We start from the raw sequence: 16,134 nt of genomic DNA, 5'->3' as shown, positions 1-16,134 counted from the left end.
TGTTTCCGAGCCCTTCGTTCGTACAATGGCCTTCGTGCCCGTCCTGCCTCCGGTTGCCGACGCGCGCGAGTGGATCGGCCTCGACGAGGCGCCGATTCCGCTCGACGCGCTGGTTTCGTGGGCGACCACGCCCGGTTGTGGCGCGGTCGTCGCGTTCCTCGGCGTCGTGCGCGATCACGCCGAAGGCCGCAGCGACGTGGTCGCGCTGACCTACGAGGCGTACGAGGAGCCCGCGCGTCGGCGACTCGCCGAGCTCGTCGCGCAGCTTCGGCAGGAGTGGCCGGTGATCGACCGGGTGGCGATCGTGCACCGCCTGGGGCGGCTCGCGCTCAGCGACACCGCGGTCGCAGTCGTCGTGTCGAGCCCGCATCGCGCCGAGGCGTTCGCGGCCGCGCACGCCGCGATCGACCGCGTGAAGGCGAGCGTGCCGATCTGGAAGCAAGAGCACTGGTCCGCAGGCTCCGACTGGGGCACGGACGCGGAACCGATCCGCGCGCTCGCAGGGGACGTCGGATGCAGTTCCTGATCTTCGTGCTCGTCGCGAGCGCGGTGGGCATCACCGTCGTCGTCCTGCGCAACCGTCCGCGCACCGGGATGGACGCGAGCATCGACGAGTTCCAACGCGGGTTGCGCGCGGTCGCGCCGCGACCGGAGGACTCGGGACCCGAAGGTCCCGACGGTCGGGGAGCGCGCCGGTCTGGCTAGGGACCTCGCCATCGACCTCGGTACCGCCAACACGCTCGTGTACGCGCGCGGCCAGGGGATCATCCTCAACGAACCGACCGTCATCGCGCTGAACAGTCGCAGCCAGGAAGTGCTCGCGATGGGGCACGACGCGTGGCAGATGATCGGGCGCACGCCGGGCTACATCGTCGCGGTGCGGCCCCTGCGCGGCGGCGCGATCACCGACTTCGAGATCACGCAGCGCCTGATCCGTCTGCTGTTCCAGCGCGCCGGCGTCAACCGCTTGTACCGGGCGCGCGTGCTCATCTGCGTGCCGTCGGCGATCACGCACGTCGAGCAGCGCGCGGTGCTCGAGGCGGCGCGCCGCGCGGGTGCGGCGCAGACGTACCTGATCGAGCAGCCGATGGCGGCGGCGATCGGCGCGTCGCTGCCGATCCACGAGCCGCTCGGCAACATGGTCGTCGACGTCGGCGGCGGCACGACCGAGGTCGCCGTGATCTCGCTCGGCGGCGTCGTCGCGCTCGAAGCCGTGCGCGTCGGCTCGTTCGACATCGACTCCGCGATCCAGGCCTACGTGCGACGCGAGTACGGCATGGCGATCGGTGAGCGCACCGCGGAGGAGATCAAGCTCGCGATCGCGTCCGCGTATCCGGTCGAGGAGGAGTGGAAGGCCGAAGTGCGCGGTCGCGATCTCATGACCGGGTTGCCGAAGACGATCATGCTCGTGCCCGAAGAAGTGCGCGCCGCGATCGAGGAGCAGGTGCGCGCGATCTGCGATGCGGTCGTCGCGTGTCTCGCGCGCACGCCGCCCGAGCTCGCGCAGGACCTCATCGCGAACGGCGTGCACCTCGTCGGCGGCGGTGGGATGTTGAAGGGTCTCGACCGGCGCATCGCGCAGGAGACCGATCTGCCCGTGCACCTCGTCGACGCGCCGCTCGAGTGCGTGGTCCTCGGCGCCGGCCGTTGCCTCGAGAGCTTCGACAGCCTCAAGGAGATGTTCATGGCCCGGTCGGACGCGAGGACGTAAGACGCGCCGGCAGCCGTGAGCGGCTGAGCCCGCGAGCGGAGCGAGCAGGGCGGCCTCGTGTTGCTCCCATCTCGCGCCTCGGAGCGGCGAGCGCAGCGAGCGCGACCATCAGGACAGGTCCTCGGCGGCTTGACGGACCTGCCAGTCGGTGTCTTCGAGGGCGCGTGTGAGCGCGGCCTCGACTTCGGGACCGTCGAAGGCCGCGAGCGCGAGCACCGCGCGCCGGCGGATCGCGGGACGGTCGCGCGTCGCCGCGAGCACCGCGGGTAGGGCGCGGTCGTCGCCGATCGAGCCGAGTGCGGCGACCGCGGCCTCACGCACCAGCGGATCGTCGTGGCCAGTGGTGACGCGCGCGAGCGCGTCGACGACGTCGACGTCTGACGCGCGCGCGGCACCGAGCTCGCCGAGCGCGAACGCCGCCGCCTCCGCGACGAGCGGTGCGTGGTCGTCGAGCAACACGAGCACGACGGCCGTCAATGTTGCGCGCGTGGACGGTGTGGAGAGCAGTGGGGCAAGCTCAACCGCGCGCAATCGAACGGACGCGTCGTCGTCCCGCGCCGCGTGTTGCCACGCGACCCGCGCGCGCGGCTTCGGCGCGCGTCGAACGAGCGCCGCGAGCGCGGTCGCGCGCACGCGCGCGTCGGGGTCCGACTCGACAGCCTCGAGCAACGCGCGCGTACCGTTGGTGTCGAGGCGGGGTCCCAGTCCCTTCGACGCCGCTTCGGCCGCTCGTTCTCGCGCGTTGTCGTGTGACGCGTGCGTTTCAACACCGTCTTCCGGTGGAACGGCCATCGTGCCCCTGAAACCTACAGCCGCAGCCCGAGCTGTCGATGGAGGAGGATGATGATTCGCGACCGGGCCCTGCGCACGTTCTCGGTGATCGTCTTGGTTGCCGGGACCGCGTCGCTGGTCGGTGCGGCGGGTGCCGAGTGGGACGGCGCGCCCGCGTTTCACCACACTTCGCACGCGTCGTCGTTGACGACGGTCGGCGCGGATCGCGCGCAGATCGTCGCCGCCCACGCGTCGCTGAACGGCGACGACCCGTTGCCGGTCGCGCGTGCACAGCACACGCGCCGTGCGGCGCGCAAGCACGTCGTGCTCCCGAAGATGTTGCCGGCGCGCTATCTGCCCGTCGGCGCGCAGCTGCCGGTTCCGGCGGCCGTGCCGAACAACCCGTGGGCGCGGCGCGCGGTCGCGCAGATCGGCACGATCGGGATCCCCGCGCTCCGGCTCAGCTCGCCGATCTTCGAAGGGGTCGATCAGGCCGCCTTCGCGCACGGTCCCGGGCACTGGCCCGGCACCGCGATGCCGGGCGGTTGGGGCAACGCCGTGTTCGGCGGGCACCGCACGACGCAGACCCACCCGTTCCTCGACACCGACCGTCTGCACGCGGGCGACGAGATCGACTTCGCCATGCTCAACGGCTGGACCTACGTGTACAAGGTCGCCCGCGTCTTCGTGGTGGGCGACGACGCGCTCTGGATCAAGAACCAGGGTGCCGGTCGCACGGTGACGCTGTTCACCTGCAACCCGAAGGGCAGCGCGACCTCGCGGCTCGTCACCACCGGCGTGCTCGACCGCATCGTCGCGACGACCTGACCCCGCTGCGGATCAGGAGCCCGCGGGTGGAGTCCCGGAAACGTTGCTGCGCGTCGTGACGACCCGCACCGCTCCCTTGACGGCGGCCCGAACGACCCGGTGCCGCTCGAGCCAGGCGACGGCCCGCTGCACCGCGCGATGGGAGACGCGGCACCGCTCGGCGTCGAGCTGCGCCTGGACCTGATCGCGCGCCGCCCACGCAACCGTGGCTTCCTGCTGCGCGTCGGCGAGCTCGCCGGCCAAACGTCGGCGATCCGCGCTGATCAGCCCGGCCTCGTCCTGCTGACGGATCTGCTCGCCGCACTCGCGCAACCGCTCCTCGAGCGACGCCTGGTACTCGAACCGCAGCGCGAGCTCGCGGCGTTGGTAGCCGATCTCGACCTCGTGGACGTGCTCGCGCTCGAGGCGTTCGGCGAGCTCGGTCTGGAGAAGCGCGACGGCGTCGCGAAGCTCGGCTTCGCTCTGCGCGCCCGCGGGTTGCCAGATTCCCACATCGTCACGCGCTCCCACGCGGGGCCACGTTATCGGCTCGTCCCGTGGTCGGCGTGCCAGAGCCCCGGCGCGCGATCGCGTGTCAGGCGCGCGACGCGGCGAGCGCGAGTCGGCGGATCTGCTCCGCCTGCTGATCGTCGACGTCGGGACCGCTCACGACCGTGTCGGCCCACTGGAGCAGTGAGAGCTCGAGTCGCTCCAGCACGGCGAGCTCCCGCAGCAGCGTCGCCCGCCGCGGCGCGTCCGGCTCGGTCTCGATGCGCGATCCGAGCCGCAGGTGATAGAGCGTTGATGCTTCGTAGACACGATGCGCGTCGGGGACGTGCCGGTCGATGACGGCGCGGATCGCGTCACCGGCGTGCGGGTGGGTCACGACGACCGCATCGAACTCGACACCCGGCGTCGACACGTGCGCTTCCAGATCGTGGACGACGCGAACGTCCGAGCCACACCGCGGCGCGGCCGCCGGCACCGTCGCGCAGAAGGTGACGTGACGTGCGCGACCACGCGCCAACGCGGTCAACACGTCGCGCGTTCGCGGACGCGCCGGCCCCGCGCCGTCGTTCGGAAGGCGGTCGCCGATCACGAGGACGCGGAACGGCTCGCCCATCGCCTTCCACACCGCGCGCTCGACGTCGCCCTCCGCTTCGCGCGTGGCGAGCAGCGTCGACCACCGCTCGACGAACGCGGCGTGCGCCCGCCGCCAGAGCAGCTCGCGCAGCGTCGGCTCGCTGCTGCCCCAGCGCGCGTGCGACACGATCGAACGGGGTTGGTACCAGACCTCCCAGCCGGCCGCCGCGAGGCGGAGGCAGAAGTCGACGTCCTCGAAATAGGCGGGATAGAAGGCGTCGTCGAACCCGCCGAGGCGATCCCAGACGTCCTTGCGCACGAGCAACGAACCGCCCGAGCAGTAGTCGACCCGCCGCTCGAACCGCATGCCGTGCGCGTCGTGCTCGCCGCCCAGTGCGAAGGTGCTGCCGTTCGACCACAACACGGCGCCGGCCTCCTGCAGCGTGCCGTCCGGGTCGAGGAGCGTGCTCCCGACCGCGGCGCACCGGACGTGCAGTTGCTCGGTCTCGACCAGCAGGTCGAGCCAATGGTCGGAGACGACGCAGTCGTCGTTGAGCAGGACGATGTACGCGCCGCGTGCGCGCTCGGCGGCGAAGTTCACCGCACCGCCGAAGCCGAGATTGGCGCGGAACGTGAACGTGCGCGCGCCGACGCGGTGCGCTTCGATCGCCGTCGCGATCGCCGGCGGCGGGTCGTTGAGAACGACGATCACCTCGAACGCGACGTCGTTCGCGCTCGCGGCGATCGAATCGAGGCACGCCGGAAGCTGCGGCGCGTCGCGCAGGCCGACGACGATGACCGTCGCCCGCGGCGAGGGCTCGAGACGGGACTCCACCACAGGAGGCCCGACCGTATCGCGGCCCGAGCCCGCGGCCGTGGGATCGAGATGCGTGCGAGCGCGCGGTTGGTCGACTAGGAAGGCGGCGCCGACGACGTGGGAGATCGCGCGTGGACCCGTCCGACCCGCTCGTGAAGTTCAAGCTCGCACTGCTCGACGCGGTCGCGCCGATGTCGAGCGCGATCGTGTTCGGCGACACCTATCGCGTCGACGGTCTGTACACGGTCGCGACGCTCGAGCGGGGTTCGAAGCGCTCCCTGCTCGTCGACAGCCTCGAGACGCCCCGCTGGCAGGAGCACCGGCTGGCGAACCCGCAGCTCGACTTCGTGAAGGGCGACTTCGGCGACCCATTCCTCATGGGCTCGATCCGCGAGCAGTTCGACGTCGGTGTGGTGTTCGACATCCTGCTGCACCAACCGCCGCTGCTGCACACGCTGAACCTGATGCTGTCGAAGGTCGAGCGCGCGGTGTGCATCGCGCAGCCGTGTCTCGACGAAGGCGACCGCGAGAACCTGCTCGTCTATCTCCCGGGGTCGAACGACCACGACCTGTACCCGCTGAAGACCGACTCGGTCGAGTACCGCGTGTTCGACGTCAACGAGGTGAACCAGTCGCACTGGATCTGGGCGATGACGCCGTCGTTCATCCGGCGCGCGCTGCTCGGAGAAGGATTCGAGATCACCGACGAGCGCACGCTCGACCACCCCGACCTCACCGAGAGGTGGAGTTGGAAGGGCTTCGTCGCGGAGCGCGTGCGCGCGAATCCCGCGCACTGGAGCCATCAGCGCCCCACATCGGGGCTCTACACGACGCCCTGGTAAGGCGCGGCGCTACGCGGTGCGTCCGGCGAGCCGGCGCAGCGTGCCCCACACCCGACGCGCGGGTGCGACCGTGCGCATCGTGCGCGTGCGGTAGATCCGGTCGATCTCCTGCTGGAGCGCGACGGTCTGCCGCTCGAGGTCGGCGATCGATCCACTGCTCGCGAGCTGCGACTCGAGATCCGACGCGCGTTGCTCGGAGCGGCGCAGCGCGTCGGCGATCCACGGGTGCTCCGTCTCGGCTTCGAGCAGCCGCGCGAACAACGAGCTCGCCGCGGCTTCGTTCACGCGCAGCGCCTGGCGCAACGCCGCGTTCTCGCCGCGCAGCGCCGAGTTCTCGAGCAGACACTGCTCGATGTCGACGGGCGCGGTCGTGACGTCGGAGTCGGTGGTCGTCATCGACGCGTCCTTCAGGAGATCCGGGGCCACGGGAGCTCCGGATGGGCGTGACGGAAGTAATGCATGATCTCGCGAGTGTCGACGTTCGTCACCGACAGCATCGAGCCGTGCCGCACTCGATACCGGCCGACGAGCTCGGGCACGAACGTGCCCGTGATTCCCGCGGCCGCGCAGCCGAGCCAGAACTTGTAGTCCTCCCAGCCGTACGCGACGTCGGCCGGGCCGCTCGAATAACCGCCGACGCGCTCCCACGTCGCCCGCCGGATCAACGCCATCGCGTCGATGTACGGCGCGGCACACAACCGCTCGACGTCCCACGGGAGCGAGCTCACGAGCCGTGATTCGTCGCCGAACGCGGCGAGCACGCCGTAGGCGAAGCCGCATTCCGTGTCGTTCGCGCCACGAACCAATCGCGCGAGGCCGTGAGCGTTGAGCTCGTTGTCGGCGTCGAGCAGGAACACGAGATCGGCGCGCGCGTGTGCGAAGCCGGTGTTGCGCGCCGCCGCGAGGCCGCGGTTCTCGGTGTGGCGGAGCAGGCGCACGGCCATCGCCGGATGCTCGTCCATGAGCCTCTGCACGGCCGCGGCCGACTCGTCGGTCGAGCCGTCGTCGACGACGACGATCTCGGCGTGCACGCCGACCGAGCTCGCGGCCGAGCGGATCGCGTTGCCGACCCAACCCGCGTGGTTGTAGAGCGGCACGACGACGGTCACGTCGGGAGCCGGGCCGTGCGTTGCCGACGGCGTCGCGATCGTCGCGCCGACGCCCGCCGACTCCGGACGCGGCGCGTCGCGTGCGACGAGGTTGATCAGCTGCCGTTGCTGCAGCAGCGACCGCTTGAGCGCGAATCGCACGCGGTCCTGCTCGTCGAGCGGCGGCACCATCGGCACCGCGCTGCCCGACCGCGGTTGCAGGTGCCGGCGAACACGTTCCATCACGACGACGTGACCATGCGAGCGCGCGGTTGCCGGAACCGTGTCGGCCGTCGTGGGTTGCAACGAACGGAGGCGCGCGAGCGTCTGCTCGAGGCCGCGCGCGAACGACGTGTCGGCGCGCAGGAGCGAACGCGCGGCCTGCGCGATCGAACGCCGCTTGTCCTCGTCGCTCAGGAGACCGACGAGGTACGCCGACAGATCGGCGGTCGGCGCCTCGACGATGTGCAGACCGTGCCGCAATGGCTTCGTGTCCTCGCTCGGCTCGGTGAGGATCACCGCGCCGTTCGCGACCGCGGGGAGCGCGCGGTGCCACTCGAAGTAGCCGGTGCCGTCGCTGCGATGGATGTTGAGCATCACACGCGTGCGCGCAAGGAGATCGGACTTCTCGTCCCCGCTGACGAAGTGGGCGTCGCCGTTCGTCTCGACCGGCTTCGCGGCGTCGAACAGCAGCAGCCGGCACTCGAGCGTCGAGAGCACATCGGCCATGCCGGCGAGGATCGCCTCGCGCCGCGGCGTCGACGAGCCCATGAAGACGACGTCGATCGGTTTGTCGCCGTCGGAACCGAGGGACGATTCGTGGCCGGCGACGAGTCCGAGTCGCAGCTCGATCGCGTCGATGCCGTGCGCGCGCTGTGCCTCGGCGCCGACGGGGTTCATGTCGCACGCCACGCCCGCCATCGCGAGATACGGCAGTGCGCCGTCGAACCATTGACTTCCGGGTTGCTCCGTGTTGACGAGCGCGCAGCGCGCCAGGGTGCTGCGCAGCAACGCCGCGCCTGCGGACTCGAAGTGGAAGTACTCGTGCGGCGCGACGACGATGTCGAGCGCGTCGTGGCGTTGGCCGGGGAGCCCCAGGTTCTCGAGCTCGGCTTCGACGTCGAGCGCGCGCAGACCGTCGACGATCCAGGTCGCGATCTCGCGCATGTAGACGTTGCCGCGATGGTGCGCGAACACGCGCGCCCGCGTGATCATGACGACGGATTGGTCGGGTCCGGCTCCCGCGCGCCGTGCCCGAGCGCGGTGAGCTGGTCCTCGGCCGCGAGCAGGTGCACGGCTCGTTGCTCGGACTCCCGCGTCACGCGCAGGAGCTCGTCGCTCAACGCCTGTCCCTTTGCGGCGGCGATCTCGTACTGCCGGCTCATCTCCGCGGCGTAGGCGCGCGCGCCGACGAGCTCGATGTTCAAGTCGGCGACGTCGCGGTCGCGCTGCTCGAGCCGCGCGGCGGCCTGCGCGTCGGGCGCCATCGCGGCGTGCACGGCCGCGATGTATCCGTCGACGAGCTCGTCGGTGCCGTCGAGGAGCACACCCGGACGGACGTCCGGCGCGCCCCGTCGAAGTTCGCGGTTGCGGCACACCGCGATGAGATACAGCGGAGGCGAGACCGTCGTTCCGGCGTCGGGGAAGTAGTCGACGGTCGGCGGCGCGTCCGCGACGCGCGGATCGACGACGACGAGCTCCGATCCCGCGCGCGTGCGCTGGCCGAGCAAGGTCACGAACGCGAACCGCTTGTTCAGCTCGGTGCAGAACTCGTCCCGGTAGAACTCGTGCAGATGGAACTCGTTCTCGTAGTCGGCGGCGTCGGAGTACACCGCCTTGTCGGGCGTCGAGATGACGACGGTGCCGTCTTCCGAGAGGACGCGCGCGATCTCGTCGAGCGCGCGACCCGGTGCGTCGACGTGCTCGATGGCCTCGAAGCAGGTCACGACGTCGAACGAGCCATCGCCGAACGGCAGCTCGTACATGTCGGCCCGCGAGAACTCGAGGCCGTCGCCGCCGTAGCGCGCCCGGGCCGCGCTCACCGCGGCGTCGTCGATGTCGACTCCCGTCACCGACGCAGCCGTGCGCGCGAGGAGGGCGGCGCCGTAGCCCTCGCCCGAGGCGACGTCGAGGACCCGCCGGCCGCGCACCACGTCGGCACACGCGGCGTAGCGATGCACGTGCTCGTAGGCGATGATCGGGCCGCCGTCGCCCGGCACGAAGCGTTCGACGGAATACGAAGCCGCTTCGGGCTCGATCGTCACGGAACGCTCCTGCGAATCGGTCGTCGGTCGTGGTCCTCGGTCTCGCCCGCCCGTCGCGCGTGCGAACGATACCGACGCCGCAGGCTTCGATGCTGGAGCTTCGGGCCCGTTGATCGGCCGTTGTGTGCGGCCGCCGCGGCCGCGTTCGCCGCGAGACGTGCCAATCTGGTCGTCCCCTCGGCGGCCCGCGCCGGCGCGGACCGGCACAACGGAGACGGCTCGCAGCGTGAACGACGACGAATCAACGGGCGAGGTGCCGCCCGTCCCGCCGTCCCCGTATGCGCCGGCGGCCGAGCCGTACTCGCCGCCGCCGTCGCCGTACTCGGCGCCCCCCGAGTCTCCGCCGTGGCCGCTGCCGCCCCCGCACCGGCGCCGGAAGCTGCCGTGGATCCTCGGGACGATCGGCACGATCCTCGTGATCGCGAGCGTCGTGGCGTCGTTCGTCCGGCTGCCGTACTACACGATCGCGCCGGGTGACGCGCTCGACGTCAACGGCCTCGTGACCGTGCACGGCGCGCGCCGCTATCCGCCCAAGGGCTCGGTCATGTTGCTCTTCGTGCGCGAGCGCTCGGAGATCAATGCGTGGCGCTGGCTCCAGGCTTCGCTCGACTCCGACATCGACCTCGTGAAGTCGAAGCAGTTCGCCGGCCCGGGCGTCGATCCCGCGGAGGTCGATGCCGAAGCGGTCGCCGACATGGCGAACTCCCAGAATGCGGCCAAGTACGTGGCGCTCAGGCGGCTCGGCTATCGCGTCACGCCGGAGCCGCAGACGCGGGTGCTGGCCGTGATCGGCGGGCGGCCCGCGGCCGGCGTGCTCCAGGCCGGCGACATCATCACGAGCGTCGGCAAGAAGAAGGTCACGACGCCCGACTCGCTCGAGACGATCATGAAGTCGGTGCATCCCGGCGACGACCTCACCGTCGGGTACACGCGCTCGGGCGCGCACCACACCGCGACGTTGCGGGCCGGGACCGACAACAAGGGTCACGCGGTGATCGGTGTCTTCCTCGCGGAGCCGCTGAAGTTCCCGATCGACGTGAACATCGACACGCGCGACATCGGCGGCCCGTCGGCGGGCCTCGCGATGACCCTGTCGGTCCTCGACGAGCTCACGCCCGGCAACCTCACCGGCGGGAAGATGGTCGCGGTCACCGGCGAGATCGAGATCAACGGGAAGGTCGACGATGTCGGCGGCGTCGGGCAGAAGGCCGTCGCGGCGCGTCACCGGGGCGCCGCGTTGTTCATCGTGCCGTCCGACGAGGTGAAAGACGCCCGGTCACGCGCCGGTTCGATGCCGGTGGTCGGGGTGAAGACCCTGAACGACGCGCTCGCGGCCCTGCGCAAGGCGGGCGGCGATCCCTTGCCGGCGCCGCCGAAGGCCGGCATCTCTGCGTGACAGATGTCGCCTCGTTGGCGATACTGAGGCGGGTGATAGAGCAGGTGAGCGTTCAGCGACGCACTCGGTCGCCGCGCCGTGCCGCGACGAGCGAGCATTGCGACCGGGTACTCGCGGGCGGGCAACGGTGGATTGCACGCGAGCGAGCGACGGGCGGCCGCCGCGACGAAGGGACTCGAGCACCGTGAGTGAGAACGAACGCCGGCAACGCATCTCGAGCACCCCCCGGCTGACACCGGACGAAGTCGCGACGCGCGCGTTCCCGACGGCCTTCCGCGGTGTCTCGGAGAACGACGTCCGTTCGTTCCTCAAGCGCGTGTCGGAGGATCTCGTCGCGGGCCGCGAGCGCGAGCACGAGCTCACGGAGAAGATCGAGCAGCTCGAGGCGCGCCTGCGCACACCCCCGCCGCTCGACGAGGCACAGCTGCTCGAGGTGCTCGGCGAGGAGACGACGCGGTTGCTGCGCTCGGCGCGTGAGGCCGCGGCCGACATCCGCCAGAAGGCCGAGGAGCGCGCGACGCGCGTCGTGCACGACGCGAACGAAGTCGCGCGCCGCATCCGTCAGGATGCCGACGACGTGCTCGGCGTGAAGACGAACGAGGCCGAAGGTGTCGCGCAGGGTCTGCTCGAAGAGGCCGAGGTGCGCGCGACCGACCTGCTGCGCGTCGCCGACGAGCGATCGATCGAAGTGCGCGACTCGGCGGAGCGGTTCGCGCAGGAGCTGCGCGCGCGGGTCGAGCGCGAAGCGCGCTCCGAGCTCGAAGCGACGCGCGCCCGCGGGACGCGGCTCGTCGAAGAGGCGACCGCGCTGCGCGAGCGCATCATCGACGACCTCGCGCGCCGGCGCGAGTTGCTCACCGGTCAGCTCGAAGAGCTGCGCGCGGGACGCGACGGGCTGCTCGACGCGTATCGCGTCGTGAAGCGCACGTTCGTCGAGGCGACCGACGCGCTGGCTCGCGTCGAGGCGCACGCGAGCGCGGGGCGCACGGCGACCGGCCCCGACCCGACCGACCTCGCCGAGACGCTCGCGGGCGAAGCCGAGGAAGCGCGCGCCGCCGGTATCGGTGACGAAGCCGCCGCGGAGTCCGGCTCGGAGGCCGCGACCGACTCCGGACCCGACCTCGTGTCCGAGCCCGAGCCGGTCGCGGAGACCGAGGCGCCCGCGCCGGAGGCCGAAGCCGCGGCCCCGGAAGCCGAGGCCGATACGGAGCCCGAGGTCGACCCGGTCGCGCCGGCCGCCGAGACCGAGGCCCCGGAGCACGAGGCCCCGGAGCACGAGGCCCCGGCGCACGAGGCCCCGGCGCACGAGGCCGCGGACGCCGAGACCGAGGCGGTCGCCGAGCCCGAGCCCGTGCCCACGCTCCCCGACGTCGACGACGTCTTCGCCCGGCTCCGGGCCGGAGCGGCCGAGGCCGAGGCCAACGGCACCGCCGCCGCAGCCGCCGAGCCGCCTGCGAAGGCTGCGAAGCCGGAGGCGGCGACGCCGACGCCGACGCCGATCGATCAGGCCGCGCTGGTCCCCGCCGTGCCGCCGAGCGCCGAGGACGTCACCGCCGACCTTCCCGACTGGCTCGCGGCGCGCGATACCGCGCTCGCGCCGTTGCGACCCCGGCTCGTCCGTCAGCTCAAGCTCGCGGTCGGCAACGAGCAGAACGAGGTCCTCGACAAGATCCGCCGGCAGAAGGGTCGTCCCGCCGCGACGGCGGTGCTGCCCGAGGTCGACGCGCAGGTGAGCTCTTGGGCCGCGGTCATCACGAGCGCGGCGTCCGAGGCGTACCGTGCCGCGCGCAACGAGCACGGTGAGCAGCCCGGTCTCGCAGTTCCGGACGACCTCGCGACCGAGCTGGCGCGCACGATGATCGAGCCGCTCCGCGAACGCCTCGTCGCCGCGATCGACACCGCGCACGAGCCCGGTGAGACGTCGGCGCAGGTCGCCGAGCGGATCGGAGCGCGCTACCGCGAGTGGAAGAACCGCGCCGCGGAGGCATCGAGTGACGACGTGCTCGTCGCGGCTTATTCACGCGGCCACTACGACGCCGCGCCCGAGGGCACGCAGCTCACGTGGCGCACACCGCCGGCGGGGTGCTGCCCCGACTGTGCCGACAACGCGCTCGAGCCGACCGCGAAGGGTGAGGGCTTCCCGACCGGGCAGGTGCATCCGCCCGCGCACGCGGGCTGTCGCTGCGGTGTGACCGGCGCGGCCGAGGACACCGTCGACCTCGCGGCCGCCGAGGCCGACTCGAGCGTCTGATCGGCTTCTCGGTCGCCGACACGGTCGCGCGCGCGCGGCCGCATAGCATGCGCCGCAATGCGGGTACCCCCGGCTGAGGAAGGGCGTCGACGGCGCACGCTCGGTTTCCGCGTGTGGCTGATCGCCGCCGTCGTCCTGATCATCATCATCCTGGCGAGCCTGCGCGGGCTCGCGGGCTTTTACACGAACTACCTCTGGTTCCACGAGGTCGGGTTCTCCCCGACCTGGCGCGGTCTGATCGCCGCGAAGCTCGTGCCCTCGATCGTCTTCACGCTGTTCTTCTTCGTGCTGATGCTCGTGAACCTGATCATCGCCGACCGCCTCGCGCCACGAACGCGCGCGATGGGCCCGGAGGACGAGATCGTCGAGCGCTACCGCTCGTACGTCGCGCCGTACGCGGGGCGCATCCGCGTCGTCATCTCGGCCTTCTTCGCGCTGATCGTCGGCAGCGGCGTCTCGTCGCAGTGGTCGGAGTGGATCCTCTTCCGCAACCACGTGTCGTTCCACATGAAGGACCCGCAGTTCCACAAGGACATCGGGTTCTACGTCTTCCAGCTGCCGTTCCTGCGCTTCGTGTCGCAGTGGCTCTTCGTCACGTTCGTGCTCGTGCTGCTCGTCACCGCGGTGTTCCATTACGTGAACGGCGGCATCCGGTTGCAGACGCCGTTCCAGCGCGTCACCGCGCAGGTGAAGATGCACCTGTCGGTGATCCTCGCCCTCATGGCGTTCATCAAGACCGCGCAGTACTACCTCGCGCGCTACCAGCTCGTGTTCTCGGCGCGCGGCGCGGTCGACGGCGCGACCTACACCGACGTGAAGGCGCAGCTTCCGGCGCTGAACTTCCTGATGGTGATCTCGGTCGCCGCCGCGGTCTTGTTCATCGTGAACATCCGCCGGCGCGGCTGGGTGCTGCCCGTGATCGCGGTGGGGCTCTGGGGCTTCATCTCGATCGTCGTCGGCACCGCGTACCCCGCGTACATCCAACGCTTCGAGGTCAAGCCCAACGAGTTCACGAAGGAACAGACGTACATCAGCCGCAACATCGCGGCGACGCGATACGCGTTCGGGATCGATCACATCGTCACCCAGAAGTACGACTACCAGGAGAACCTCACTCCGAAGGTCGTCCAGGCGAGCGCGCAGACGCTCGACAACACGCGGCTCTGGGATCCCGACCAGCTCAGGCCGAACTTCCAGCAGAACCAGGAGTTCCGGCCCTACTTCACGTTCTCCGACCTCGACCTCGACCGCTACCCGATCGGCGATCAGGAGCTCGAGACCGAGATCTCCGTGCGCGAGCTCAACTCGTCGCAGGTGCCGAACTCGACGTGGCTGAACCAGCACCTCGTGTACACGCACGGTTACGGCGCCGCCGCGGTCGCGGGCAACGCGGTCGGCAGCGACGGGACGTCACCCGACTACCTGCTCTCCGACATCCCGCCGACCGGTGAGTCCGACGAGCTCCGGATCGACCAGCCGAGCGTCTACTACGGCGAAGGGCTGCACGGCTTCAGCATCGTCGACAGCAAGCAGCGCGAGAACCAGCCGACCGCGAGCCAGGACGACTCGACGGTTCGCTACGACGGCTCGGGTGGCGTCGTCGTCTCGAGCTTCCTGCGCAAGGCTGCGCTCGCGCTCAACTTCGGCAGCTGGGACCTCTTCATCTCGCACCAGGTCGACTCGCATTCGCGCGTGATGTTCCTGCGTGACGTGTCGGCGCGCGTGCAGAAGGCCGCGCCCTTCCTCAAGCTCGACGCCGATCCGTATCCGGTCGTGATCAACGGACGCGTGGAGTGGGTCGTCGACGGCTACACGACGACGAACCGCTTCCCGTACTCGCAGTCACTGCACCCCGACGGCGTGAGCGGCAAGAGCGGTCTCGACAGCACGTTCAACTACGTGCGCAACTCCGTGAAAGCGACCGTCGACGCGTACAACGGCACGATCACCTTCTACGTGATCGACAGCAAGGACCCGATCATCCGCGCCTACGAGAAGGCGTTCCCCGACATGTTCACGTCCGGTTCGAAGGTCCCGCAGGCATTGCGTGACCACTTCCGGTACCCCGAGGACATGTTCCGCGCGCAGACCGAGCAGTACCAGCGCTACCACCTCACGAGCGCGTCGGACTTCTACCGCGCCGGCAACCTCTGGTCGGTCGCTCCCGCGCCGAACGGCACCGACGACGGTTCGACGACGCCGGTGACCGCGGCGTCGAGCGGCAACAACGGCGGGCGCAGCACGCAGCTCGCGACGACCGGACCGCGCATCGATCCGCTCTACCTGATGATGCAGCTCCCCGGGAAGCTCGGCGAGGAGCAGAAACAGGAGTTCGTGCTCGAACGCAGCTACGTGCCGGCCGCGAACGCGAACGTGCTCACCGCGTTCATCATGGCCCGCTCCGACGGCAAGCACTACGGCCAGCTCGTGCTGTACGACACGCCCGACAACAAGGACATCCCGTCGCCGTCGAAGGCCGCGACGAACATCGACTCGAACCCGGACATCTCCAAACAGCTGACGCTGCTCGACCAGCGCGGCTCCTCGGTCGTGCGCGGCGACGTGCAGCTGATCCCGGTCGGCGACTCGATTCTCTACGTGCGTCCCGTCTACGTCTCGACGACCGAGGGCGCGACGTTCCCGCGCTTCCGGTACGTCGCGGTCGCGTACGGAGAGAAGGCCGTGCTCGCGACGTCGATGCCGGACGCGCTCAACCAGCTCTTCGGCAAGAACACCGCGCAGAACCCGGGTACCGGCAACGAGAACCCGCCGCCACCAGCCGCGACCGGGACGGTCGCGGAGCTCCTCGCGCAGGCGCAGACGAAGTTCAGCGCGGCGACCACCGCGCTGAAGGCCGGGCACCTCGACACGTACGCGAAGGACATCCAGGCCGCCGAGACGCTCGTGGACCAGGCGGTGGTCGCGCTCGACGCGGAGTCGTCGACCGCGACGACGACGCCGGGATCGACGTCGCCCACGACGTCGGCGGGCGGCACGACGTCCTCGACGACGACCACGACGACCCTGCCGCCGGCGTAGCGCCGCACCGCGCGCGCCCGTCTCCACGCCGTTTGGTGGGTGGAGGAGGGTTTGTTACTATCGCC

General features: G+C 70.6%; 14 protein-coding genes. 8 read left to right on the top strand and 6 right to left on the bottom strand.

The window, feature by feature from the left end:
- Positions 1-34: 34 nt before the first annotated feature.
- Genes VH914_18600 through VH914_18590 form a run of 3 tightly spaced genes read left to right on the top strand, consistent with a single transcriptional unit; the run spans position 35 to position 1,711 of the window.
- Complete coding sequence (locus VH914_18600) at positions 35-526, top strand: molybdenum cofactor biosynthesis protein MoaE (GenBank protein HEX4493219.1); 492 nt, start codon at positions 35-37, stop codon at positions 524-526.
- The gene (locus tag VH914_18595) at positions 514-705 is read left to right on the top strand and encodes a hypothetical protein (protein HEX4493218.1); all 192 of its coding nucleotides are present in this window, start codon (positions 514-516) and stop codon (positions 703-705) included. The genes VH914_18600 and VH914_18595 overlap by 13 nt, the downstream gene beginning before the upstream one ends.
- Positions 698-1,711: a rod shape-determining protein gene (locus VH914_18590; protein ID HEX4493217.1), complete on the top strand. Its 1,014-nt coding sequence runs from the start codon at positions 698-700 to the stop codon at positions 1,709-1,711. Before VH914_18595 ends, VH914_18590 begins: the two co-directional genes overlap by 8 nt.
- 108 nt (positions 1,712-1,819) lie before the next feature.
- On the opposite strand, the gene VH914_18585 is transcribed toward VH914_18590, so the two are convergent.
- Positions 1,820-2,503, bottom strand: coding sequence for a HEAT repeat domain-containing protein (locus tag VH914_18585; protein ID HEX4493216.1), 684 nt, complete (start codon positions 2,501-2,503; stop codon positions 1,820-1,822).
- Positions 2,504-2,554: 51 nt separating this feature from the next.
- On the opposite strand from VH914_18585, the gene VH914_18580 reads away from it, so the two are divergent.
- Entirely contained in the window at positions 2,555-3,310 is a 756-nt protein-coding gene (locus tag VH914_18580; GenBank protein ID HEX4493215.1) for a class E sortase, read from the top strand.
- 12 nt (positions 3,311-3,322) lie between these two features.
- On the opposite strand, the gene VH914_18575 is transcribed toward VH914_18580, so the two are convergent.
- Positions 3,323-3,820, bottom strand: coding sequence for a hypothetical protein (locus VH914_18575; protein ID HEX4493214.1), 498 nt, complete (start codon positions 3,818-3,820; stop codon positions 3,323-3,325).
- Between the two features lie 64 nt (positions 3,821-3,884).
- Positions 3,885-5,207: a glycosyltransferase gene (locus VH914_18570; GenBank protein ID HEX4493213.1), complete on the bottom strand. Its 1,323-nt coding sequence runs from the start codon at positions 5,205-5,207 to the stop codon at positions 3,885-3,887.
- A 113-nt stretch (positions 5,208-5,320) separates the two neighbouring features.
- On the opposite strand from VH914_18570, the gene VH914_18565 reads away from it, so the two are divergent.
- Positions 5,321-6,031 carry a hypothetical protein gene (locus tag VH914_18565; GenBank protein ID HEX4493212.1) on the top strand — a complete coding sequence of 237 codons (711 nt, stop codon included), beginning with the start codon at positions 5,321-5,323 and terminating at the stop codon, positions 6,029-6,031.
- Between the two features lie 9 nt (positions 6,032-6,040).
- Here the strand turns inward: VH914_18565 and VH914_18560 are convergent, their stop codons facing one another.
- Genes VH914_18560 through VH914_18550 form a run of 3 tightly spaced genes read right to left on the bottom strand, consistent with a single transcriptional unit; the run spans position 6,041 to position 9,383 of the window.
- Positions 6,041-6,427 carry a hypothetical protein gene (locus tag VH914_18560; GenBank protein HEX4493211.1) on the bottom strand — a complete coding sequence of 129 codons (387 nt, stop codon included), beginning with the start codon at positions 6,425-6,427 and terminating at the stop codon, positions 6,041-6,043.
- A gap of 11 nt (positions 6,428-6,438) precedes the next feature.
- The gene (locus VH914_18555; GenBank protein HEX4493210.1) at positions 6,439-8,334 is read right to left on the bottom strand and encodes a glycosyltransferase; all 1,896 of its coding nucleotides are present in this window, start codon (positions 8,332-8,334) and stop codon (positions 6,439-6,441) included.
- The gene (locus tag VH914_18550; protein HEX4493209.1) at positions 8,331-9,383 is read right to left on the bottom strand and encodes a class I SAM-dependent methyltransferase; all 1,053 of its coding nucleotides are present in this window, start codon (positions 9,381-9,383) and stop codon (positions 8,331-8,333) included. Before VH914_18550 ends, VH914_18555 begins: the two co-directional genes overlap by 4 nt.
- Before the next feature lie 226 nt (positions 9,384-9,609).
- Between VH914_18550 and VH914_18545 the strand changes: the two genes are divergently transcribed.
- The 3 genes from VH914_18545 to VH914_18535 all read left to right on the top strand — a co-directional run bounded on the left by VH914_18545 (position 9,610) and on the right by VH914_18535 (position 16,069).
- A complete protein-coding gene (locus VH914_18545; protein HEX4493208.1) occupies positions 9,610-10,779 on the top strand; it encodes a S16 family serine protease in 1,170 nt (389 codons plus the stop codon).
- 184 nt (positions 10,780-10,963) lie between these two features.
- Positions 10,964-13,030: a DivIVA domain-containing protein gene (locus VH914_18540; protein HEX4493207.1), complete on the top strand. Its 2,067-nt coding sequence runs from the start codon at positions 10,964-10,966 to the stop codon at positions 13,028-13,030.
- A 57-nt stretch (positions 13,031-13,087) separates the two neighbouring features.
- Complete coding sequence (locus VH914_18535) at positions 13,088-16,069, top strand: UPF0182 family protein (protein ID HEX4493206.1); 2,982 nt, start codon at positions 13,088-13,090, stop codon at positions 16,067-16,069.
- The last annotated feature ends 65 nt before the right edge of the window (positions 16,070-16,134 follow it).

It is taken from the genome of Acidimicrobiia bacterium, from assembly GCA_036271555.1.
In the GTDB taxonomy this organism is placed as follows: Bacteria; Actinomycetota; Acidimicrobiia; order IMCC26256; family PALSA-610; genus DATBAK01.
This window is presented reverse-complemented; position numbering and strand designations above follow the sequence as displayed.

Excerpts from the sequence above, each read along its gene's own strand:
- VH914_18595 (HEX4493218.1), top strand. The coding sequence starts at position 514 with ATGCAGTTCCTGATCTTCGTGCTCGTCGCGAGCGCGGTGGGCATCACC.
- VH914_18580 (HEX4493215.1), top strand. The coding sequence starts at position 2,555 with ATGATTCGCGACCGGGCCCTGCGCACGTTCTCGGTGATCGTCTTGGTT.
- VH914_18535 (HEX4493206.1), top strand. The coding sequence starts at position 13,088 with ATGCGGGTACCCCCGGCTGAGGAAGGGCGTCGACGGCGCACGCTCGGT.
- VH914_18585 (HEX4493216.1), bottom strand. The coding sequence starts at position 2,503 with ATGGCCGTTCCACCGGAAGACGGTGTTGAAACGCACGCGTCACACGAC.
- VH914_18560 (HEX4493211.1), bottom strand. The coding sequence starts at position 6,427 with ATGACGACCACCGACTCCGACGTCACGACCGCGCCCGTCGACATCGAG.
- VH914_18555 (HEX4493210.1), bottom strand. The coding sequence starts at position 8,334 with ATGATCACGCGGGCGCGCGTGTTCGCGCACCATCGCGGCAACGTCTAC.